Source organism: Niallia tiangongensis (assembly GCF_044704065.1).
GTDB classification, from domain to species: Bacteria; Bacillota; Bacilli; order Bacillales; family Cytobacillaceae; genus Niallia; species Niallia tiangongensis.
Genome location: NZ_CP162613.1, coordinates 3,305,097 through 3,327,956, shown reverse-complemented (window position 1 = coordinate 3,327,956; position 22,860 = coordinate 3,305,097). Strand labels below are relative to the sequence as shown.

Genomic DNA, 22,860 nt, shown 5'->3' with positions numbered 1-22,860 from the left:
ATAGAAGAGAGGAGGAATATTAATGGTTGGTTATGGATACCCGAATCAAATACCACCAGCTGTTCCATTTGGAGGAGTAGGACCAACTCCAGTTGGATATGGATATGGAGCACCTTATGCTGCATATGGAGGCGTATATGGAGGTTCCAGTGGTGTCTGGTATGCATTCTTAATTATTCTGTTTATTGTTATCATTCTTTTTTGGGGTGTTTGGGTATTTGGTGGCTACTTTCGTTAAGTAGCATGAAGGATAAGAGATAATGGAAAGAGCCCCGAAAATCTTCGTAAACAGTCATCGTATTAACCATCAATGGGGAAGAAAGAAATTCCCATTGATGGAAATTTTACTTTATTTACGATTCTTAAGAAAGAATGGAAATATTCCGATAATCAAACTATAATGGCATAGTAGTAACTAAGGAAGGAGCTAATAGAACAATGAGTATAATAGCCTATCAAGATTCATGGGATTTAGAAGGATTATTTCCTGGAGGAAGCAATTCTCCAAAGTTTAGAGAGCACTTAGCGATATCGATGGATGAAATAGCTAAATTATCAACATATGTACATAAGTTTGAGCCATTAAAAGAAGCGGTGGATGAAGATGCTTTGCAACAAATTGTAGAACAGTTTGAAATTGTTGTGAAAAAAGTAAGACAGGCAGGTGCCTTCGTCAGTTGTTTAGAGGCACAAAATATGGAGGATAAAGAGGCGAGCACATTAAGAGGGAGAGTAACCGAATTAAGTGCTGCCTTTCAAAATGTATTAACAATTCTTGACGGGAAATTATCCTTATATAGTGATATAGAATGGAATTCATTATTCAAAGGAAATGAATTAGAGCAACTTTATTTTGTCCTGTCAGAAAGAAGAACTGCTGCCAATGAGAAATTATCAGAAGTAGAAGAAACGCTTATAAATAAATTAAGTGTCGATGGATACTTTGGCTGGGGCCAAATGTATGATACCATCGTTGGGAAAATACAGATTCCTTTTCAAGAGGAGAAGCTATCTGTCGGACAAGCGGCAAATAAATTTTCTAGTCCTGATCGCTCGGTTCGTAAAAACGTGTTTTCAGAATGGGAAAAGGCTTGGGATGCTAATGGAGAAGTTCTCGCAAAAACATTAAATCATTTAGCTGGATTTCGATTAAATGTTTATGAAATGAGAGGCTGGAATAGTTTTCTAAAGGAACCGTTAGACATTAATCGCATGCAAGAAAAAACATTGCAAGCAATGTGGAATGCAATTTCTAAAAATAAACAACCGTTTGTGCAGTTCTTAGATAGAAAAGCAAAACTGTTAGGCTTAGATAAATTGAGCTGGTATGATCTAGATGCCCCACTAGGAAAGGTAGAAACGAAAATGTCGTATCAAGAGGGTGCTGATTTTATTATTAAGCACTTTGAACAATTCGGAATAGAGATGGCTGCTTTTGCAAAAAAGGCATTTGAAGATAGATGGATTGAAGCTGAAGATCGAAAAGGAAAGCGACCTGGTGGATTCCATACTTATTTTCCAGAAAGTGCACAATCACGGATTTTTATGACATATTCCGGTACTCCATCAAATGTCTCAACCTTAGCTCATGAATTAGGTCATGGTTTTCATACGTATGCGATGAGGGATATGCATACACTAAATAGGAATTATGCAATGAATGTTGCAGAAACAGCATCTACATTTGCAGAGATGATTGTGTCAGATGCAGCTGTGAAAGCTGCTTCTACGGAAGAAGAAAAGCTAGTTTTACTCGAAGATAAAATACAGCGTTCCATTGCATTATTAATGAATATTCATGCTCGTTTTCTGTTTGAAACAAAATATTATGAAGAAAGACGAAATGGGCTAGTTCCCAAAGAGCAACTAAATACATTAATGCTGGCTGCACAAAAAGAAGCATATGGAGATGCACTAGCGGAATATCATCCTTCTTTCTGGGCTTCAAAATTACATTTCTATATTACAGGAGTACCTTTCTATAATTTTCCTTATACATTTGGTTTTCTATTTTCACTTGGCATCTATGCAAAAGCACTAGAGGAAGGAAAAGGATATGAGGAGAAATATATTGCGTTATTAAGAGATACTGCAAGTATGACAGTGGAAGAATTGGCATATAAGCACTTACAAGTTGATTTAACAAGAGAGGATTTTTGGAACAGTGCTATTCAGCAATGTATTAATGATGTAGAAGAATTCTTGGAGTTAACAAACTCATAAAATACAATTTATAGAATAAAGCAGAACAAATATAATCACTTTCAATAAATAAAGAGACCTCATAATCTAGCTGTTTACAGCTGTTTTACGAGGTCCCTGCTTTTTTAAACGGATGAAAAATGGGCTTTATTAGAGGTAGTTAAATTTTTCTCCATTTAAAACTTCCAATCATTAATACAGAAAGGATTAACATAAGAAATAAATAAACATGTGGTGGCAAAAAAGCGAGCCATAGACAGCTAAAGGTCAAGATACAACCAGCAGCTGTTATCGGTAAGCCTGTAAAAAAGCCGTGACTTTCTGTAATATTAAAGCGAGCTAAACGAAAAGCTCCACACACAATATAAAGCACTGTGAAAAATGACCCTGGTGTCCCCAATTCAAAGAGAACCCCTTGATATACTAATAGTGCTGGCGCTACCCCAAATGAAATGATATCGCTCATGGAATCAAGCTGTTTGCCAAGTTCGGATTCAATATTAAATTTTCTAGCGGTCATTCCATCTAGGCGATCTGCCAATGCTGCAATAAAAATTAATAATAGACTTAGTTGGAGATGTCCCTTTAAACTATAAATAATTGCAAAAGCACCTAAAGAAATATTTGTTAAAGTTAAAACATTAGCTAATTGTGTTTTAATTTTCTTAATCGTTTGTTCTAAAACCTCATGTAGAAACATTAGATTCACTCCCAGTATGAAATAAATTTCATACAACTATTTTTTATATAATCATATATAATTTTAATGTAGTATATGAATATTCGTAAAGAAAAATTTTATTTATTGGAGGATTGCTTCGTTGAAAGAAAGAATATATCGCCATTGTATCGAACTAACGAATGGAAGATGGAGTTCCAAATTAATTAAGAAATTTGCATATTCTAGATGGAGCCGTTATATTATTCCTTCCTTCGCAAAGGTTTATCAAATAAATTTAGGTGAAATGGAAAAACAGTTAAATGAATACCGTTCATTACATGAATTCTTTATTAGGAAATTAAAAGCTAATTGTCGAAAAATTAATGCAGTTGCAGGAGAAATAATTAGCCCTGTTGATGCAGTTATAGAAGATATTGGAAAAGTAAGAGACGATCAATCCATTTTAGTGAAAGGAAAAAAGTATTCTATCTATGATATGCTTGGAGATGAAAAAACAGTTAAAAAATATGTAGGTGGAACTTATCTTATTTTTTATTTAAGTCCAAGTCATTACCATCGAATTCATTGTCCGGCTACAGGTATAGTAACAGGCCGTTGGACCCTAGGAAATAAATCGTATCCCGTTAATAAATATGGTTTAAAGTGGGGGAAATCAACACTATCCAAGAATTATCGGTCTATAACTGAAATCGAGACCGAGGAAGGAAATGGAATTTGCATAGTAAAAGTTGGAGCAATGTTTATTAACTCCATTATACAAAGTCATCATAAAGAGCGTTTAGTACAAGGAGAGGAAATTGCCTATTTTTCCTTCGGTTCTACAGTTGTGCTACTATTTGAAAAAAATACTTTTATACAGAAGGACTTTCCTTCTATACCATATCCGGTTAAAATAGGAGAGGTTATTGGCGAAATTAGAAAAGTTGATACTTCAAAGGCCCAATGAAAATTAAAGGATAGACTAATCTTTAATGGCGAGATAAAAAAACGTTAATAGATAAGTATGAATCACTTTGCTTTTCTTCGTTTACCAAAGCAAGGTGTTTTCTGCTGCCTTTTTGTATTATGTATAGTTACGGTAAATTATTAGTAGAAAAACTATAAAAAAACAGCCTATTTAAAGGCTGTTTTCAAATTGTCTAATCGTTATTCTTTTATTTTATCAAGAGGAAACTTTTATCTTGTTGCTTAAAGAACGTCGGTGAATTTCAGTTTCGATGAGACGAATAAATTCAGGGCTTAAATTAAGTTCCCTAGCTTTATGGTAGGACTCGATCAATAATTCATCTGACAGTTTTCGCATGCCAGAAACACCTCCATTCGAATAAATAGTACGTACTTCTTTCTAGAAATAAATATATAAATGTAGTTGTCTTCAATGTTGAAAAAAGCTTTTGTTCTTCTGTTAAGCTTATAGTGCTTTGAAAAATGGGCACCATACATACTGTGCGAACAAATTCGACATAGTTTTGTTGTTTGAAATAATTGCTTGTCCAACATAATAGTTAGTAAGATACATTTTTTGTATTATTCTTTTCCTAGAAGTTAGTATTGGAAGTTTACTGGATATTATGTATCCCTACTTTAACAAAAATAAACATAGAGAACAACTGTTCGTTTATCCACAATCATAAGTGGATAACCTGTGATTATTTTGTTGAGAAGTATGTGGATGACGCGTAAATCAATGGGTATTATGTGTATAATGTTATCCACAAATGTTGAAAAATGCGTTTTTTGTCGAAAATTATTTTATTATTATCAAAAAAAGAATAGATATTGTATCTTCTTTAAGAAGAAAAACGGTATAATATTACTTTCTTCTACCGTAAAAAATGGTTACCATAAAAAGAGCAAGATATATATTGGTAAAAACATAGATATGAGAGAGTTAAGAGGTGTATTTTTAGTGTTTAATCAATTTTTACCTAATCAGTTTGTTAAAAATATATTTGAGGTTTCACCAGAAAACTTAAAAGAAAAAGGAATTAAAGGGATTATCACTGATTTAGATAATACGTTAGTAGAATGGGATCGCCCACTAGCGACGCCGCAAATTATTGAATGGTTTGCTGAAATGAAGAGAAATGACATTAAAGTAACTATTGTTTCCAATAATAAGGAGACGAGAGTTAAGTCATTTTCAGATCCATTGCATATTCCTTTTATTTTTGCCGCGCGCAAACCACTTGGTCGAGCATTTAAAAAGGCAGTTATACAAATGAATGTAAAAAAAGAAGAGACAGTAGTAATCGGAGACCAATTATTAACAGATGTTCTTGGTGGAAATAGAAGTGGGTTTCATACTATTTTAGTAGTTCCTGTTGCACAAACAGATGGTTTTATGACAAGAATCAATCGGAAAATTGAAAGAAGAATTTTAAATTGGTTTCGTAGAAACGGAAAATTGACTTGGGAGGATTAATAAGTGACAGAAAGAATACATTGTATTGGCTGTGGAGTTGCCATTCAAACGGAAAATAAAAAGGAATTAGGATATGCCCCTTCTTCTTCACTGGAGAAAGAAGAGGTAATTTGTCAAAGATGTTTCCGTTTAAAACATTATAATGAAGTACAGGATGTTTCTTTAACAGATGATGACTTTTTAAAGATATTAAACGAGATTGGCAAAAGCGATAGCCTGATTGTTAAATTAGTAGATATATTTGATTTTAATGGAAGCTGGCTACCTGGTCTACATCGTTTTACCGGGAAAAATAAGGTTTTATTAATTGGAAATAAAGTCGATCTTCTACCTAAATCAGTGAAACAGCAAAAAGTCATTAATTGGATGAAAAAAGAAGCGAAAGATTTAGGCTTAAGACCTGAAGATGTGTATCTTGTTAGTGCTGAAAGAGGGAAGAATGTAAAGGAAGTCTTAGAAGCAATTGATTATCATCGTAATGGAAAAAATGTTTATGTTGTTGGCTGTACAAACGTAGGGAAATCAACATTTATTAATCGAATTCTTAAAGAGGTTTCAGGAGAAGAAAATGTAATCACTACTTCCCATTTTCCAGGTACGACACTAGATATCATTGAGATTCCTTTATCAGATGGGAAATTTTTAGTGGATACTCCGGGAATCATTAATCATCATCAGATGGCCCATTTTGTTGATAAAAAGGATTTAAAAGTTATTACTCCAAAGAAGGAAATCAAAGCGAGAATTTTTCAATTAAATGACAAACAAACACTTTACTTCGGTGGACTAGCTAGATTTGATTTTGTTAAAGGGGATCGTAGTAGCTTTGTGTGTTATTTTTCTAACGAGATAATGATTCATCGAACAAAATTGGAGAATGCAGATGAATTATATAAAAAGCATGCTGGTGAGTTATTAACTCCTCCGAATAGAGAACAGATGGATGAATTTCCAGAGTTAGTAAGACACGATTTCTCAATAAAAGAGCCGAAGACTGACATTGTCTTTTCGGGATTAGGCTGGATCACGGTTAATGAACCCAATATTCAAGTATCTGTTTATGTTCCAAAAGGTGTTCATGCCATGCTTCGTAAATCACTGATATAAGGGAAAAGGGAGAGCGGTATGAGGAAGAATTATGCAGTAATTGGCGATCCAATCCAACATTCCATGTCACCTATTATGCACAATGATCTTTTTCAGTTCTACGGATTAGATGCTGAGATGAAAAAGATACATATAAAAAAAGATTTCCTGCAAAGTGGCTTAAGTGAATTAAGAGACATGAACATTGCAGGCTTTAATGTTACCGTACCACATAAACAAGCTATTATTCCCTTTTTGGATGAACTGGATCCGTTGAGTAAAGCTATTGGTGCTGTTAATACTGTTGTTTGTGAAAATGGTAGATGGATTGGGTATAATACAGATGGAGAAGGGTATCTAAAAGGTCTTTTAAAACAACTTCCTGATGTAAAACAGAGAAGAACCTTAATTATTGGAAGTGGTGGAGCTGCAAGGGGCATTTATTTTACGCTCGCTCATTATGGAGTAGAACAAATCGATATTTGTAATCGCACCATTTCAAAGGCAGAAGTTTTGAAAGAGGCATGTCCTTATCCAGTAAAAACGAATATAATGGAAGCTGCGCAAGCGGAAAAAAAGCTTGGAGAATATGGCCTTATTATACAAACAACTTCTATCGGAATGTCACCAAAAATAGATGCTTCTCCTATTCAAATGAGCAATGTGATGGAGGGCGCGTTTGTAAGTGATATAATTTATAATCCATTGGAAACAAAAATATTAAAGGATGCCAAAGGCAAAGGCGCAATAACTCAAAATGGGATTGATATGTTTGTATATCAAGGAGCCTTAGCTTTTGAGAAATGGCAAGGGATATTTCCAAATACAGCTAGAATGAGACAAAATGTTTTAACACAATTAGGAGGATTATCATGTTAAGAGGTAAGCAAAAAAGATTTTTAAGAGCAAAAGCACACCATTTAAGTCCTATTTTCCAAGTAGGTAAAGGTGGCGTAAATGACAATATGATTAAGCAAATAAGTGAAGCAATAGAAGTAAGAGAATTATTGAAAATAAGTATTTTACAAAATTGCGATGAAGATAAAGAGAGCGTTGCAAGTGAATTAGTGAATGGAACCAAAAGTGAGCTAGTTCAAATTATTGGAAATACAATCGTTTTATATAAAGAGTCTAAAGAAAATAAAACGATTAATTTACCATCTTAATTCGGTAGAAGAGGCGATATTTTTGAAAAAAGTAGGGATATTAGGAGGGACGTTTGATCCTCCTCATATAGGGCATCTGATTATTGCAAATGAAGTGCTACATGCAAAAAAATTAGATGAAATATGGTTTATGCCAAATCAAGAACCTCCACATAAAATGAAATCAGGGGATGTAACGAATAATCAGCGTGTGGACATGTTACAATTATCGATAGAGGCACACCCTTCCTTTCGAATTCAAACAATTGAAATGGATAGAGAAGGAAAATCTTATACCTTCGATACAATGAAGCTATTAGAAGAGGCTTATCCTAATATTGATTTCTATTTTATAATTGGAGCAGATATGGTAGAATATCTGCCTAAATGGTATAAAATTCAAGAGCTCATGAAAATGGTACAATTCATTAGTGTGAACCGTCCTAAATATGAACTTGAAACAGATTATCCTGTTCAGTATGTAAAGGTTCCTGATATTAATATTTCCTCTAGCTTAATTCGTGAAAGGGTTAGGGCTGGAGAATCCATTTCATTTTTAGTAAGAGATGAAGTAAAGAGATATATAGAGGAGAATCTACTATATGAATCGTGAGGAAGCATTACAAAAAGTGAAAGAACAGATAACGGAAAAACGTTATATTCACACAATTGGTGTAATGGAAACAGCTATTCAGTTAGCGACTAAATATGGTGCAAATGTAGAAAAGGCAGAAATAGCAGCGATTTTTCACGATTATGCAAAATTCCGGTCAAAGGAGGAAATGAAACAGATAATCGTAGAGGAAAATATGGATCCCAATCTTCTGTTGTTTCATTCTGAACTTTGGCATGCTCCAGTTGGTGCTTTTTTAGTCGAGAAAGAAGTAGGAATTAATGATAGGGAAATACTAGATGCTATTAGATACCATACATCGGGGAGACCTGAAATGAGTATGCTAGAAAAAATAGTATATTTGGCTGATTATATTGAACCAGGCAGGGCTTTTCCTGGTGTCGATGAAGTAAGAGAATTAGCAGAAGTGAATTTTGAACGTGCTTTTTTACAAGCAGTAAAAAACACGATTATGTTTCTCATTCGGAATAATAGAGCGGTATTTCCTTTAAGTTTTGAAACATATAATAGTTATTGTATAAACATGGAGGCTGATTGAATGGATGAACGTACTTTATTATGGACTGCAGTAAAAGCAGCAGATGCGAAAAGAGCAGAAAATATTGTTGCACTAAATATGAAAGGCATTTCTCTAGTCGCAGATTATTTTGTTATTTGTCATGGTAATTCAGACAAGCAAGTACAAGCAATCGCAAATGAAATTAAAGATAAATCTGGTGAGCTTGGCATTACGGTTAAACGATTTGAAGGTTTTAATGAAGCAAAATGGATTTTAGTTGATTTAGGTGATATTATCGTTCATGTTTTCCATCGCGATGAAAGAACTTATTACAATTTAGAACGCCTTTGGGGAGACGCGCCAGTTGAAAACATTGAAAGCGTGATTAGTCAATGAGTTATGAGCAGTTTGCCTATCTTTATGATCGTCTAATGAATGATGTTCCATACGATAAGTGGATACAGCTTATAAAAAAGGCAGCGAGCGATTATAAAGTGAATGGAGCAAACCTTTTAGATTTAGCATGTGGAACAGGTGAATTGGCAATTAGATTGTCTCAGGCTGGGTTTCAAGTAACTGGGGTTGATTTATCAGAGGATATGCTAAGCGTTGCCCAAGCAAAAACGATGGAAGCAGGAGAAGCAATTTTTTATCTAGAGCAAGATATGTCTCAGTTAGAAGGCTTACCTGTTTTCGATCTTGTTTGTATATGCTGTGATTCCATCAATTATTTACAAACAGAAGATGATGTGGTGAATACATTTAAAAGTGTTTATGAGCATTTGGATGAAAGAGGTCTATTTATATTTGATGTTCATTCCTTGTATAAAATGAATCATTTATTTATTAATCAAACCTATGCTGTCAACGATGAGGACATAAGCCTTATTTGGCAGTGCTATGAAGGCGACTATCCAAATAGCGTAGAACATGATTTAAGCTTTTTTCAACTGGATGATAAAACAGATATGTATATTCGCTATGATGAACTCCATTTTCAACGAACCTATTCGGTTGAACAGTATAGGGAATGGCTTGAGCAAACTGGTTTTGCTATTTTAAAAGTAGAAGCAGATTTTTCTGATGGTGCAATAGAGGATAGTGCAGAACGAATTTTCTTTTATTGTAAGAAAAAGTGAGAGTGTTTTTAAGTAAAAATAATTATTAGAAAATAAGGCTAGGACAAAAGCATTTCAGCTAGCGATAAACACGAATGGTTATACGGTAATATTGTGTAATTGTTTGTGTTTTGAGTTTTGGAAAGAATACACTTCGCTTTCCATGGGGCGAGAAGGTGAGCCTCCTCGGGCATCACTAGTGTGGTCTCACCTTTCTCGCTAATCTCATAGGAGGGAGTCTACATGTATTCAGGCTGCTCAGTTCTTCTAAATAAGTAAATTTTTCTATTTAAAAACTTTTAAAAACTTATAAAAACGAAGTGGAATGGAGCGGAAGACACTCGACTCCTGCGGGAAATAGAGACGCTTTAGACCCGCAGTGCAGCTGAGGAGGGTCTGTAGCGCAATGGAACGAACTTTGCTTTTACACTTGACTATTTTTAAAAACTTAGATAACCAGTATGAGAAAGTAGCTTTATTTAAGAGCTAAATTAGAGGTTGTTCGTCTTTACAGATTTTCTATTTAGTTTTGTCCCTGCATCATTTTCCTATGTTCCGATCGAAATATCTTAGAAGCTTCATAAAAAAATTCAAATGGAAAGAAGGAATTTACTTTAGTTTTATAGAATGTTTTATTTGCATTAACTATTTTTATGCCCTGAAACAAGATTTTTAAGGGATAGCTGATCATCCTCATATTTTGCCTGTGTTGCCTGAAATAATTGATTAAAAGTATCCCCCAATTGACGTTCCAATACGTTTATTCCTTCGCCAGTAATACCGCCCTTTACACTTACTTTTTCTTGTAAGGTAGGTAAAGTATAATATCCTTTCTTTAATAATTCTCCTAGGCCAATAAGCATTTCACTAGCTAATTTAGTTGCAGTTTCTAAATCGATTTCGGTTTCATCCACTGCCCCTTCTATAAACTTCCTAGTAAGATAACAAAAAAATGCTGGTCCGCAACTTACTATATCAGAGGCTACCCTCGTAATATTATCTTCAATTTCTAATGGAGTCGAAAAATTTTCATAGAAACTCTCCAGTTGTTTTTTCCAATTTTCTGTACAATTCCTTCCAAAAGAGAACAAGGACACCCCTGCTAATGCTCTATTTGTTATGCTTGGAATAATCCGTGCTACAGAGCAATCAAAGAAAGTATCAAGCTGGTCAGGGCTAATTGGACTTGTAATCGATACAACACATTTATCCTTTGTTAATACGGGAGAAATGTTTTTGGAGACACCATACATATCATGCGGCTTTACACATAAAAAAATAAGATCTGTTTCTTTTGCTATTTCGATATCGTTAGAGCCTATATTTATGTTTGGATAATTTTCCTTAATTTCTAATGCTTTGGTAAGTGTCCGATTATAAATAAATACGTCTTCGGGGGAAATAGCATTTCCATCAATCATCGCTTCTACTAATATTTTCCCCATGTTACCTGTACCAATCATTCCGATTTTCATTTTTCCTTCCCCCCCTATAATGAGCGGTTTCTCATATTACGATATGAAGCAAAGATAAAAAATATACCTGAAAGGATGATTAGTTATCATGGACTGGCTTCGAAAAAATAGAAAATTCATTATTATTGTTTTAGGATGTCTACTCCTTCTTATGTTAATTCATTATTATCCTATCCTTATGCAAAGGGATGAGGAAGAAGACTACTTTCAGCAAGATGATTTATTTGCCGGTGGGAGTGGGGAGGAAACGTCAGTCGATGGTACTGGTGTGGAAGAAGAACTACAAGATACATTGTTGCTAGTAGACGTAAAAGGGGCTGTTAAAAACCCAGGCGTTTATGAAGCAAGAGAAGGAGATCGAGTGAATGATATGATAGAAAAAGCAGGAGGGATGGTGGAAAAAGGAGAAAAAAATGCAGTGAACTTTGCGATGAAGGTGACAGATGAGATGATTATCTATGTTCCTTATATTGGGGAAGAAGAAACAGCTGTTATTAATGAAACTGGAAACCAGACAAGTCTATCTTCAGATGAGGGATTAATAAATTTAAATAAAGCTAGTGAAACAGAATTACTTCAATTGCCAGGAGTGGGACCTTCCAAAGCAGCTGCAATCATCGAATATCGTGAACAAAATGGAGGGTTTTCTTCGAAGGAGGATGTCAAAAAGATAAGTGGAATTGGCGAGAAAACATATGAGAAATTAGAAGCATTAATTACAATAAAGTGAAAAATCAATGGTTTACTGAAAATCTAGGCAAGTTTTTGTGGGTTACTTAGCTACCTTTTCATAATTGACTCTAAACATACTTCCCGATAAACTAAATGAAGAATTAGATTATTGTATTTTTTATATTGTTAATTAATGGGAGTGAATAGAAATTGGATAGAATTTCATGGGACGAGTATTTTATGGCACAAAGTGAATTATTAGCGTTAAGAAGCACATGTACAAGATTAGCAGTTGGAGCGACTATCGTTCGAGATAAGCGCATAATTGCAGGTGGGTATAATGGTAGCATAGCTGGTGGTGTTCATTGTATAGATGAAGGCTGTTATGTCATTGAGAATCATTGTGTTCGAACCATTCATGCAGAAATGAATGCGATTTTACAATGTGCTAAATTTGGTGTTCCAACAGATGGGGCAGATATATATGTCACTCATTTTCCTTGTCTCCAATGCTGCAAGGCGATTGTACAAGCAGGAATTAAAACAGTGTATTATGCAATGGATTATAAAAATCATCCGTATGCACTTGAGCTGTTTGAACAGGCTAATATTGCAACTGTACAAGTGGAGAGAAAGGATCTTGATAAAAAAGAAGAGAAAAAGGCTTTAGTGGAAGCACTTGTTAAACAATTAAAGGAAAATAATATGGATACTGTTAAGGTAGAAACGTTGGAAAAAAGAGCAGAAGAATTATTTTCTATTATCCCTACAGCAAAGACATCTATTTGACAATTCTTTTCCTTTCCCAGTCTACAGCAGTCGATAGGAGCGATTTATGTTTCAAACTAGATTTCTGTATTTCGCCATTTCGGCATGTTTAGGAATTTTATGTTCTTATGTTCAATCTTTATTTTTTTATCTATTATTCATCCTTTTCATCGTGTGGCTTTTTTTAGCTAACAAAATAACATTAGGATTAAGTGGTTTTCTACTCAGTTTCTTCCTCCTTTTTCTTGTGCGGGGAAGTTATGACTATCAAGGAAACCACTCGAAAATAAAGGAAGATGCTTCTTCATTTACCATTACTTTCATAGAGCCAGCTGCTATAGACGGGGATAGGTGGAGGACAGTTGGAAGGGAAAAACAAACGAAGGAAAAACTGCTTGTTTCCTACAAAATAGATACGGAAAAAGAAAAAGTATTTTTAGAACCGGAGCAGGTGATTGGGAAAACATGTACGATTCAGGGCTCGTTATCGCTTCCCACTTTGCAAAGAAACGAGAATGGCTTTAATTATAGACAGTTCCTTAAAAATAATTCAATTTATTGGTTACTCTGGATAGAGGATTTAAATTTAACAAACTGCAAGAAAGAAAATAATTTCCTCTTCATATTAAAGCAGCTGAGAGAAAAAGGGACTATCTGGATCGCTGAACATTTTTCAGAGACAACCGTTCCTATCGCAGAAGCACTCATTTTTGGAGAACGAGGAATGATGGACGATAACCTTCAAACTGCGTATCAACGTTTAGGAATTATCCATCTATTAGCTATTTCTGGCTCCCATGTTGTCGTTTTAATAGGGATGCTTTATTTTGTGATGATCCTAGCTGGAGTAACGAAAGAAAGGGCTAGCACGATTCTTTTGTTCCTTTTGCCTGTTTATGCTGTATTGACAGGACTAAGTCCATCGGTAGTTAGAGCTGTCCTGACCTCCATGGTGCTATTAGCCAAAGATAAATTTCGTATTTTCTCTGCCTTGCCGATGATTGATATAATTAGTTTAGTCTTTTGCATTTGCTTATTCATCGAGCCGCGGATTCTTTTTAGTATTGGTTTTATGCTGTCCTTTATTGTTTGTTTCTTCCTCATCATTTCATCCAATCTTATTAAGGTTTATCATACCTCAACTGTAAAAATGTATTTCTTTACTACTTTTATTTCTGAATATGCAGTAATTCCTGTTATTTTGTATTATTTTTATGAAATTCCTACGCTATCCTTAGTAGCAAATCTTATTTTTATCCCCTTTTATACAGTCATCGTTTTGCCGTATTTAATTATCCTTTATGTTCTCTCTTTTCTATTCCCACAAATGTTATCCTTCTTTTCTTTTCCTTTGGATCTTGTGCTAATGCTTTCAGATATAATCGTATTAAAGCTCGCTAGCTATCCTTTAAGTACGCTTGTTCTAGGGAAACCTTCTTTTGTTTTTCTTGGTGCTTATATGGTCAGTTTACCGATTTTCTTTTATTTATATGAAATCATGCCAAAGAAATCGAGGAATTGGCTGTATAGTCTCCCTATATTGCTTGTTAGTTTGCAATTCATTAACAATGTCTATTCATCAAAAGGTGAAATCACTTTTATTGATGTAGGACAAGGTGACAGCATTCTTATTCAATTGCCATATAATAAGGGAACCTATTTAATTGATACCGGTGGGACGGTAACCTTTCCCATGGAAGAATGGCAAAAACGAAAAGAGCCCTTTGAGGTAGGTGCAAAAACAGTAGTTCCTTTTTTGAAAAGTAAAGGGATATCCACGATTGATAAATTAATACTGACACACGGAGATTTAGACCATATTGGTGGAAGCACAGCTGTTATGGAGCAATTAAATGTAAAAGAAATATTGTATCCAAATGTAAAAGAAGAACCCTCTGTTGAAAAAGATAGAGTATTATCTTTAGCAAAAAAGAAAAAAATTCCTATTCGCATTATTCATGCTGGACAAAAATGGAATATAGGGAAGAATTCTTTTTTTGTTTTATCCCCTTTAGAGAACGAGGCTTTAACGAAGAATAATGGTTCGATTGTGATTTATGCAAAGGTTGCAGATATAACATGGTTATTTACAGGTGATTTAGAAAAGGAAGGAGAACAAGCGTTAATGCTTAAATATCCACTTTTAAAGGATATAGATATTTTAAAGGTGGGGCATCATGGCAGCAAAACTTCTTCTACAAGTGAATTTATAGAGCAGCTAAAACCGAAAATTGCTATTATATCAGTGGGGGAAAATAATAGGTATCATCATCCTAGTAATGAAGTGCTTTCTACTCTAAAAGAGAACAAAGTCAAAGTATTTAGAACAGATGAAAATGGGGGGATTTCTTTTTATTTTTCTGAAAAAGGTGGCACATTTCATTTGCAAATTCCATAGAATATAGCAAAAGGGAATGGCTAAAACAATTGAATAATGTCACTTGAATACCTATCAAAAAGTAAAGATATGCTTAAGCTCCTTGCTCATCGCCGTACAAACTGAGCGCTGCGACTGATAAAAGAAACACGGAGAGCGATAGCTTTTTTGTGTTTGCATACGCAGAAGAAGGGACCTGGAGTTTGCTAGGCTGCTTACGCTTGATAGCAAATTAACCTCAGAAAACTTATATATTCTTAACTGCGAACAAAAAATACTTATCTAAAATTGACATGCTTTGCATTTCCTTAGCTGTCAAGACTTGTCACAAATAGATTTAAAGCCATTCGAGCACACTATTAATACTAAAGAGTGCACCGTTACATATTAAGTATCCTAGGCCTTGATGTGTAACGTTCATTATAGATTGAAGGAAGGTTCCTCTGATACATTTTTCTTGCTACTAGTAATTCTTCATAAAGCACAAATTAAGCTTTTTTGAAGAACTTATTTTAACAAGAGAGAAGTTTTCAAGAGGACCTTCTTTCTGTTATTAAATGAGCTAATTTTTGAAAAAGGGGACAACAAATTGGAATTTCGTATATAATAATGGTTTAGTGAAGATTTATTACTAGATAGTTTTTTGGGGAATGGGGAGAAGAAATGATCGAAGAATTATGGAAAAAAATTAAAAGCAAAGATTTTTCTTTTGTCTATTTATTATACGGACTGGAGTCTTTTCTAATAAATGAAACGAAATATTTATTGTTGCAATCTTTATTGACCGAAGAAGATGAGGATTTTAATTTATCTACATATGATTTGGAGGAAACTCCGATAGAATTAGCCATAGAGGATGCTGAGACAATTCCTTTTTTTGGCGATAGAAAAGTTATTGTATTAAATAATCCATTTTTCCTGACGGCAGAAAAAACGAAGTCAAAGGTAGAACATAATGTAAAGAAGTTAGAGGAATATTTGAAACAACCGTCTCCGTTTACTACAATGATTTTTATCGCTAGTTACGAAAAGTTAGATGAGCGGAAAAAAATAACAAAACAGTTAAAAACAGCAGCATCTGTTTTGGAAGCAAAAAAATTAAATGAACAAGAATTGAAGAAATGGCTCAAGCAACGTGCAGCTTATAATCAGGTTGAGATAAATGAAGATGGATTGGATACGATCCTAAGTCTTGCTGGTACGAATTTATCCCTTTTAACAACCGAGATTGATAAAATGGCTTTATACGTACAAGAGTCTAAATTAATAACGAAGGAAATTGTAGAAGAATTAGTTGCGAAATCGTTGGAGCAAAATATCTTTAGCCTTGTCGATAAAGTAATTTCTAAAAAAATGGATGAAGCATTGCGGATTTATTATGATTTATTAAAGCAAAATGAAGAGCCATTAAAAATACTTTCGATTATAGCGAACCAATTCCGCTTAATCTATCAAGTAAAAGGGCTAGCGCAAAAAGGATATGGGCAACAACAAATTGCCTCTGTTTTAAAGGTTCATCCCTTCCGAGTTAAATTAGCAGCAGGACAAGCTCAGCGTTTTACAGAAGAGGAATTAGCAAAATGCATCCAGCTATTTGCAGAAGGCGATTATCAGTTGAAAACAGGAACAATGCCGAAAAATATGGTGATAGAAATGATTTTATTTCAATTAGGACATGGGTTGTAGGAAAGAGGAATTTATAGTAACAAAAACAGTAGTGTGGAAAAATCACTGCTGTTTTTTTATATCTTTTTACTGCATAAAATATAGGCTGTTTTCTATAAGATTGTTGCCTTTTCAAAAGGGAAAATATATTAATTAGGCTGCGGTTCATAGCGATAAACTTTACGAAAACAGCCAAAATATAACAACAGAATAAATAAAAAGAGATAAAAAAAGGACTATCTATTCGATAGTCCTTTTTTTACTCATTATGCGTTTAAAGCATTTTTTCTTTTCGCTAAACGAGATTTTTTACGAGCAGCAGCATTTTTATGAATAAGACCTTTAGCAACAGCTTTGTCTAATTTACTAGCAGCTTCTACAAAACTTTCATTTGCAGCAGTTGTATCATTAAGAGCAATAGCAGCTTCAGTCTTTTTAACAGCAGTACGCATTGCAGATTTAACTGTAGTGTTTTGAGCATTACGAGCTTCACTAGTTTTTACACGTTTAATAGCAGATTTAATATTTGGCATTTACGTTCACCTCCTAAAAAGAAGCATCAAGTTCATTATTTAAACTCGATATATACATTCCTAAAAAACTTAAAGAACAAGTGATATTTTATCAAACGAGGACTAATAATGCAAGACTTCCTTCTAATTTGGGCAATATGAATTTTTTTTGAGAGAAAGGCAATGCTAATAATAGGCTTATATTAATTCGATTGGAAGGGGATAACAATGGAGGATAAACTAGATTTAAGTATGTATTCTATACGAACTGATTTAGCTATTGAGGCAAAGGATTTAGCTTTACATAATCAAGGTCTTGTGCAAAATGAGCAGGATCAATCGCAGCTTGAAGGAGTTATCATCAAGGAAAAAGAGGAAAATGGCATTAAAATGTCCTATGTGGAAGTTACTGAAAAGGGCGAAGAAATGATAGGGAAAAAACAAGGGAAATATTTAACAATAGAAGTATTAGGAATAAGACAGCAGGATACGAAATTACAAGAGAAAGTAGAGCAAGTTTTTGCAAGTGAGTTTTCGCAATTTTTAAAGCAGAGCAATATAAAAGAAGATGCTTCCTGTTTAGTAGTTGGGTTAGGAAACTGGAATGTAACTCCTGATGCGTTAGGACCTCAGGTTTGCGAAAATATACTTGTAACAAGGCATTTATATGAATTGCAGCCAGAAAGTGTGGAAGAGGGATATCGCCCCGTATCTAGCTTAGCCCCAGGGGTAATGGGTCTTACAGGAATAGAAACGAGCGATATTATAAAAGGAGTAGTAGAGAAAACAAATCCTGATTTTGTTATTGTCATTGATGCACTTGCCTCTCGCTCGATAGATCGTGTGAATTCTACTATACAAGTGTCGGATACTGGTATCCACCCAGGATCTGGGGTAGGAAACAAACGAAAGGAACTAAGTAAAGAAACGTTAGGGAGACCGGTTATTGCGATCGGGGTTCCAACTGTAGTTGATGCTGTATCTATTACAAGCGATACAATAGATTATATCTTAAAGCATTTTGGAAAAGAGCTTAGGGAAGGAAATAAGCCTTCAAGAGCATTGGCACCTGCAGGCTTAAGCTTTGGAGAAAAACGAAAATTGACAGAAGAGGATTTACCAGAAGAACACCATCGGAAGACATTTCTTGGTATTATTGGAACCTTGCCGGAAGAGGAAAAACGAAAGTTAATTTATGAGGTGTTATCACCAATCGGGCATAACTTAATGGTAACACCAAAAGAAGTAGATGTTTTTATTGAAGATATGGCTAACTTACTTGCAAACGGATTAAATGCTGCACTCCATTCAGCAATTAATCAAGAAAATGTTGGTTATAATACCCACTAAAATGACAATAATGGTTCTACCTTTCCTAGTAATATCATACGTTTTAATAGAGTTGCTAGGAAAGAATTGTTACTATTTCGTGGAAGCATAGGAACCTTCAAATAGTGATGCCCACAAAAGGGAGTATAAGGGGAATTACTGACTTGATAATTGGATTAAAGGGGCTTGATCAAGTTGAAACTATATACATTAGGTGCTGTTGGGATTGTTTTGTTAATGTTTATATGTGTATTATTTGGAATGCAGCAAGCAAATAGCGGGATTCATAAAATGAAGGGCTATGAAGACCAAGGTTTTCAAAGTGCTGTATCCGTTAAGAATGAGGATGGAAATGTAGAGGCTTCCATACTTGGGCAAAATGTTACTAGTCATGATTTGGAACAAAAGAAACAGCAATTAGAAGAAATGAGAGCTTTTAATTTATTGTCCAGTATCGGTAAAGGGGTAGCTGATACTATTTCTTCCTTGGCAGAAAAAGGCGTAAGTCTTGTTGGAGATATAATTGATGAAAAAGAAAAATAGAAAACAGTTGAGTAATTCATTTTACTTTTCGTTGAATCTTATTCTTCACACTGCTATAATCAAAAATAGTGTACATGCGCGATTATTGTAGGAGTGAACTAAATGAACAGAGAAGAGATGCTAGAAAGACAATCAAAAATTAGAAATTTTTCTATTATTGCACATATAGATCATGGGAAATCAACCCTAGCTGATAGAATATTAGAAAAAACAAATGCACTCACTGCACGTGAGATGAAAGATCAGCTGTTGGATTCAATGGATTTAGAAAGAGAACGTGGAATCACAATTAAACTAAACTCAGTCCAGCTAAAATATAAAGCAAAGGACGGAGAAATCTATACCCTTCATCTAATTGATACACCAGGGCACGTGGATTTTACATATGAAGTATCACGTAGTTTGGCTGCATGTGAAGGAGCTGTACTAGTTGTCGATGCGGCTCAGGGAATTGAAGCGCAAACATTAGCCAATGTATATTTAGCGATTGATAATGATTTGGAAATCGTTCCTGTTATTAATAAAATCGACCTTCCAAGTGCTGATCCTGAAAGAGTTAGAAATGAAATTGAAGAGGTAATTGGATTAGATGCTTCCGAAGCGGTATTAGCTTCTGCGAAAGCCGGAATAGGAATTGAAGACATACTTGAACAAGTAGTAGAAAAAGTTCCTGCTCCAGAAGGAGATCCTGATGCGCCACTAAAAGCACTTATTTTTGATAGCTTATATGATGCATATCGCGGGGTTGTTACTTATATCCGTGTTGTAGATGGCACCGTCAAACCTGGTGACAAAATTAAAATGATGGCAACTGGTAAAGAATTTGAAGTTATTGAGGTTGGAGTATATACACCAAAAGCCGTTAATACAGATTACTTATCTGTTGGGGATGTAGGTTACTTAACAGCGGCAATTAAAAATGTTGGGGATACTCGAGTTGGGGATACGATTACTAATGCGAAAAATGGCGCAACAGAGGCGTTGCCAGGATATCGCAAATTAAATCCAATGGTTTATTGTGGATTATACCCAATTGATAGTGCTAAATTTAATGATTTGCGTGAAGCCTTAGAAAAGTTAGAACTTAATGATTCTGCCCTACAATTTGAGCCAGAAACATCTCAAGCATTAGGATTTGGTTTCCGTTGTGGTTTCCTAGGATTACTTCATATGGAGATCATTCAAGAGCGAATTGAGCGTGAATTTAAAATTGACTTGATTACAACGGCTCCAAGTGTTATTTATGATGTTATTTTGACAGATGGAACAGAAATCAAGGTGGACAATCCGTCAGCAATGCCAGATCCTCAAAAAATCGACCGTATTGAAGAACCATATGTAAAGGCAACAATGATGGCTCCAAATGAATATGTCGGTGCGATCATGGAATTATGTCAACTAAAAAGAGGAGTATTCATCGATATGCAATATATGGATGAGACTCGCGTCAAAATTACTTATGAAATTCCATTATCCGAAATAGTTTATGATTTCTTTGATCAATTGAAATCAAACACAAGAGGATATGCATCATTTGATTATGAGCTGATTGGATACAAAACTTCTACACTTGTGAAAATGGATATTTTATTGAATGCTGAACAAGTAGATGCACTTAGTTTTATTGTGCATAAGGATTTCGCTTACGAAAGAGGAAAAGTTATTGTTGAGAAACTAAAAGAACTTATTCCACGTCAGCAGTTTGAGGTGCCAATTCAAGCTGCAATTGGCCAAAAGATTGTCGCTCGTTCTACTATTAAGGCGATGCGTAAAAACGTATTGGCTAAATGTTATGGCGGAGATATTTCCCGTAAACGTAAATTGCTGGAGAAGCAAAAAGAAGGAAAAAAACGAATGAAGCAAGTTGGGTCCGTAGAAGTACCACAAGAAGCATTTATGGCGGTATTGCGTATGGATGATAGCAATCCCAAAAAATAAATGGTGTTTAACGAGATAAGAGAGCATGAGATGAGTATAATGCATGAAACTTGCTAATCACATCATTGACTGCTATAAGTAAAGGGGGTAGGTGCTAAATTAGCATCAACCTCTTTTCTTATTTTTACCATTGAATCAGGATTGTTGTTTCATTGTTTATTAATAGAGTTGACTAATTTAAAGGTTGTGAAAAATTGATACAAGCAGCATATATTCATATTCCATTTTGTGAGCATATTTGTCACTACTGTGATTTTAATAAAGTGTTTTTAAAAGGACAGCCGGTAGATGAATACTTAGATTCATTGGAGAAAGAAATGAAGTTAACCATTGAAAAGTATGGGGAACAAAAGCTTTCAACCATTTTTGTTGGGGGAGGTACACCGACAAGCTTATCTGCCCAGCAGCTAGAAAGACTTTGTGGAATCATTAATACAGAACTACAGCATCATCCAGGGTTAGAGTATACTTTTGAAGCAAATCCAGGTGATTTAACAGAAGATAAATTAAAAGCTCTTTATGAAGGGGGCGTCAATCGTCTGAGCTTTGGTGTTCAGTCTTTTAATAATGAGCTATTGCAAAGGATTGGCAGAACGCATAAGGCAGAAGACGTTTTTTCATCCATTGAAGCTGCGAAAAAGATTGGCTTTAACAATATTAGTGTTGATTTAATTTATAGTTTACCAGGACAAACTTTGGAAGATTTTCAAGATACATTAAAGACTGCATTTACATTAGATATCCAGCATTATTCAGGCTACTCTCTTATTATAGAGCCGAAAACAATTTTTTATAACCTGATGAGAAAGGGTAAACTACCTACACCTGGTGAAGATGTGGAAGCAAGTATGTATGAGGTATTAATGGAAGAGATGACAAGCCATGGATTTCAGCAATATGAAATTAGTAATTTTGCAAAGCCAGGATTTGAAAGCAAACATAATCTAACATACTGGAATAATGAACAATATTTTGGGTTTGGAGCAGGCTCCCATGGCTACGTCGCTGGAAACCGCTACTCTAACTATGGTCCTTTAAAAAAATACATGCAGCCATTAGAACAAGGTGAGTTTCCGATTTTGCAGGAACATAAGGTCCCAATCATAGAACAAATGGAAGAAGAATTATTTCTTGGATTAAGAAAAAATAAAGGGGTAAATTTATTATTATTTGCAGAAAAATATAATGAAAATCTCTTGCAGCTTTTTGATAAAGAAATAAAGGGACTAATAAGTCGAGAGCTTATCGAAATACAAAGTGAATATTTGACGTTAACGGAAAAGGGTAGATTTTTAGGGAATGAAGTATTCCAATCCTTTATTGGTGTCCTTGAATAGTTTCGGCAAAGAAAGGCTGGAACATAAGTATTTAAGTCCAAGTTAAAGCCAAACAATAACACGAAAGTCACGTGAGTTGTGAGGAGGCTTGGCGCTCGCCCCAGTGAGTCATGCGGTCACCTCGGAAAACAATTCCCACATCTAAGTTTAGAAAGAGGTTACTTTCAATCATCAATAGCTAACAGTTTTTCAGTGGACTCCTCGCTAATCCCACAGGAGTCTACGTGTATCCATGCTGCTCCATTTTTCCTACTAATTCATTTTTTCTTGACAAATAATCATTTTTTAGGAAATAGCATTTAAAAACGGAGTGAAATGGAGCGGAAGATACTCGATTCCTGCGGGAAATATAGACGCTTTAGACCCCGCAAGTGCAGCGGGGAGGCTCAGCTTCCTCCCCGGCGCATCGTGTGTCTGTAGCGCAATGGAACGAATTAGTTTTTAACACTTGAC

Annotated in this window: 23 protein-coding genes; 19 read left to right on the top strand and 4 right to left on the bottom strand. The window is 34.8% G+C overall.

What is annotated here, in order from left to right:
• The first annotated feature begins 22 nt into the window (after positions 1–22).
• Positions 23–238 carry a sporulation protein YjcZ gene (locus AB3U99_RS16070; RefSeq protein WP_400242567.1) on the top strand — a complete coding sequence of 72 codons (216 nt, stop codon included), beginning with the start codon at positions 23–25 and terminating at the stop codon, positions 236–238.
• A gap of 200 nt (positions 239–438) precedes the next feature.
• Positions 439–2,223: a M3 family oligoendopeptidase gene (locus AB3U99_RS16065; RefSeq protein WP_400242566.1), complete on the top strand. Its 1,785-nt coding sequence runs from the start codon at positions 439–441 to the stop codon at positions 2,221–2,223.
• Positions 2,224–2,362: 139 nt separating this feature from the next.
• On the opposite strand, the gene pssA is transcribed toward AB3U99_RS16065, so the two are convergent.
• The gene (pssA, locus tag AB3U99_RS16060) at positions 2,363–2,902 is read right to left on the bottom strand and encodes a CDP-diacylglycerol--serine O-phosphatidyltransferase (protein WP_400242565.1); all 540 of its coding nucleotides are present in this window, start codon (positions 2,900–2,902) and stop codon (positions 2,363–2,365) included.
• A gap of 121 nt (positions 2,903–3,023) precedes the next feature.
• Here pssA and AB3U99_RS16055 point away from each other — a divergent pair, with 121 nt between their 5' ends.
• The gene (locus AB3U99_RS16055) at positions 3,024–3,830 is read left to right on the top strand and encodes a phosphatidylserine decarboxylase (RefSeq protein WP_400242564.1); all 807 of its coding nucleotides are present in this window, start codon (positions 3,024–3,026) and stop codon (positions 3,828–3,830) included.
• 216 nt (positions 3,831–4,046) lie between these two features.
• Here the strand turns inward: AB3U99_RS16055 and AB3U99_RS16050 are convergent, their stop codons facing one another.
• Positions 4,047–4,187, bottom strand: a complete 141-nt coding sequence (locus tag AB3U99_RS16050; RefSeq protein WP_016202937.1) for a sporulation histidine kinase inhibitor Sda — start codon at positions 4,185–4,187, stop codon at positions 4,047–4,049.
• 606 nt (positions 4,188–4,793) lie between these two features.
• Between AB3U99_RS16050 and AB3U99_RS16045 the strand changes: the two genes are divergently transcribed.
• From AB3U99_RS16045 to AB3U99_RS16010, 8 genes are read left to right on the top strand one after another with little or no spacing between them, the layout of a single operon-like run.
• Entirely contained in the window at positions 4,794–5,309 is a 516-nt protein-coding gene (locus tag AB3U99_RS16045) for a YqeG family HAD IIIA-type phosphatase (RefSeq protein ID WP_400242563.1), read from the top strand.
• Between the two features lie 3 nt (positions 5,310–5,312).
• A complete protein-coding gene (gene yqeH, locus AB3U99_RS16040; protein ID WP_400242562.1) occupies positions 5,313–6,416 on the top strand; it encodes a ribosome biogenesis GTPase YqeH in 1,104 nt (367 codons plus the stop codon).
• Positions 6,417–6,434: 18 nt separating this feature from the next.
• A complete protein-coding gene (gene aroE / locus AB3U99_RS16035; protein ID WP_400242561.1) occupies positions 6,435–7,274 on the top strand; it encodes a shikimate dehydrogenase in 840 nt (279 codons plus the stop codon).
• Positions 7,268–7,561, top strand: coding sequence for a ribosome assembly RNA-binding protein YhbY (gene yhbY / locus AB3U99_RS16030; protein ID WP_400242560.1), 294 nt, complete (start codon positions 7,268–7,270; stop codon positions 7,559–7,561). Before aroE ends, yhbY begins: the two co-directional genes overlap by 7 nt.
• A 22-nt stretch (positions 7,562–7,583) precedes the next feature.
• A complete protein-coding gene (locus AB3U99_RS16025) occupies positions 7,584–8,153 on the top strand; it encodes a nicotinate-nucleotide adenylyltransferase (RefSeq protein WP_400242559.1) in 570 nt (189 codons plus the stop codon).
• Positions 8,143–8,712 (top strand): bis(5'-nucleosyl)-tetraphosphatase (symmetrical) YqeK, encoded by a 570-nt coding sequence (yqeK, locus tag AB3U99_RS16020; protein WP_400242558.1) that lies wholly within the window; start codon positions 8,143–8,145, stop codon positions 8,710–8,712. The genes AB3U99_RS16025 and yqeK overlap by 11 nt, the downstream gene beginning before the upstream one ends.
• A complete protein-coding gene (rsfS, locus tag AB3U99_RS16015; RefSeq protein WP_400242557.1) occupies positions 8,713–9,069 on the top strand; it encodes a ribosome silencing factor in 357 nt (118 codons plus the stop codon).
• A complete protein-coding gene (locus AB3U99_RS16010; protein WP_400242555.1) occupies positions 9,066–9,812 on the top strand; it encodes a methyltransferase domain-containing protein in 747 nt (248 codons plus the stop codon). The genes rsfS and AB3U99_RS16010 overlap by 4 nt, the downstream gene beginning before the upstream one ends.
• 620 nt (positions 9,813–10,432) lie before the next feature.
• On the opposite strand, the gene comER is transcribed toward AB3U99_RS16010, so the two are convergent.
• Positions 10,433–11,266 carry a late competence protein ComER gene (gene comER / locus AB3U99_RS16005; RefSeq protein ID WP_400242553.1) on the bottom strand — a complete coding sequence of 278 codons (834 nt, stop codon included), beginning with the start codon at positions 11,264–11,266 and terminating at the stop codon, positions 10,433–10,435.
• A gap of 88 nt (positions 11,267–11,354) precedes the next feature.
• Between comER and AB3U99_RS16000 the strand changes: the two genes are divergently transcribed.
• The 4 genes from AB3U99_RS16000 to holA all read left to right on the top strand — a co-directional run bounded on the left by AB3U99_RS16000 (position 11,355) and on the right by holA (position 16,769).
• On the top strand, positions 11,355–11,996 hold the full coding sequence (locus AB3U99_RS16000) for a helix-hairpin-helix domain-containing protein (RefSeq protein WP_400242551.1): 642 nt from the start codon (positions 11,355–11,357) through the stop codon (positions 11,994–11,996).
• Positions 11,997–12,148: 152 nt separating this feature from the next.
• Positions 12,149–12,727: a ComE operon protein 2 gene (locus tag AB3U99_RS15995; RefSeq protein ID WP_400242549.1), complete on the top strand. Its 579-nt coding sequence runs from the start codon at positions 12,149–12,151 to the stop codon at positions 12,725–12,727.
• A 46-nt stretch (positions 12,728–12,773) separates the two neighbouring features.
• On the top strand, positions 12,774–15,104 hold the full coding sequence (locus tag AB3U99_RS15990) for a DNA internalization-related competence protein ComEC/Rec2 (RefSeq protein ID WP_400242548.1): 2,331 nt from the start codon (positions 12,774–12,776) through the stop codon (positions 15,102–15,104).
• Between the two features lie 642 nt (positions 15,105–15,746).
• On the top strand, positions 15,747–16,769 hold the full coding sequence (holA, locus tag AB3U99_RS15985) for a DNA polymerase III subunit delta (RefSeq protein WP_400242546.1): 1,023 nt from the start codon (positions 15,747–15,749) through the stop codon (positions 16,767–16,769).
• Between the two features lie 245 nt (positions 16,770–17,014).
• Here holA and rpsT read toward each other — a convergent pair whose 3' ends face one another.
• Positions 17,015–17,281: a 30S ribosomal protein S20 gene (gene rpsT / locus AB3U99_RS15980; protein WP_400242544.1), complete on the bottom strand. Its 267-nt coding sequence runs from the start codon at positions 17,279–17,281 to the stop codon at positions 17,015–17,017.
• A gap of 207 nt (positions 17,282–17,488) precedes the next feature.
• Here rpsT and gpr point away from each other — a divergent pair, with 207 nt between their 5' ends.
• The 4 genes from gpr (at position 17,489) to hemW (ending at position 22,407) form a co-directional block, all read left to right on the top strand.
• Positions 17,489–18,610: a GPR endopeptidase gene (gpr, locus tag AB3U99_RS15975; protein ID WP_400242542.1), complete on the top strand. Its 1,122-nt coding sequence runs from the start codon at positions 17,489–17,491 to the stop codon at positions 18,608–18,610.
• Between the two features lie 174 nt (positions 18,611–18,784).
• Positions 18,785–19,132, top strand: coding sequence for a YqxA family protein (locus AB3U99_RS15970; RefSeq protein WP_400242540.1), 348 nt, complete (start codon positions 18,785–18,787; stop codon positions 19,130–19,132).
• Positions 19,133–19,234: 102 nt separating this feature from the next.
• On the top strand, positions 19,235–21,070 hold the full coding sequence (gene lepA, locus AB3U99_RS15965; RefSeq protein ID WP_400242538.1) for a translation elongation factor 4: 1,836 nt from the start codon (positions 19,235–19,237) through the stop codon (positions 21,068–21,070).
• A 194-nt stretch (positions 21,071–21,264) separates the two neighbouring features.
• Positions 21,265–22,407 (top strand): radical SAM family heme chaperone HemW, encoded by a 1,143-nt coding sequence (hemW, locus tag AB3U99_RS15960; RefSeq protein WP_400242537.1) that lies wholly within the window; start codon positions 21,265–21,267, stop codon positions 22,405–22,407.
• Positions 22,408–22,860: the final 453 nt, after the last annotated feature.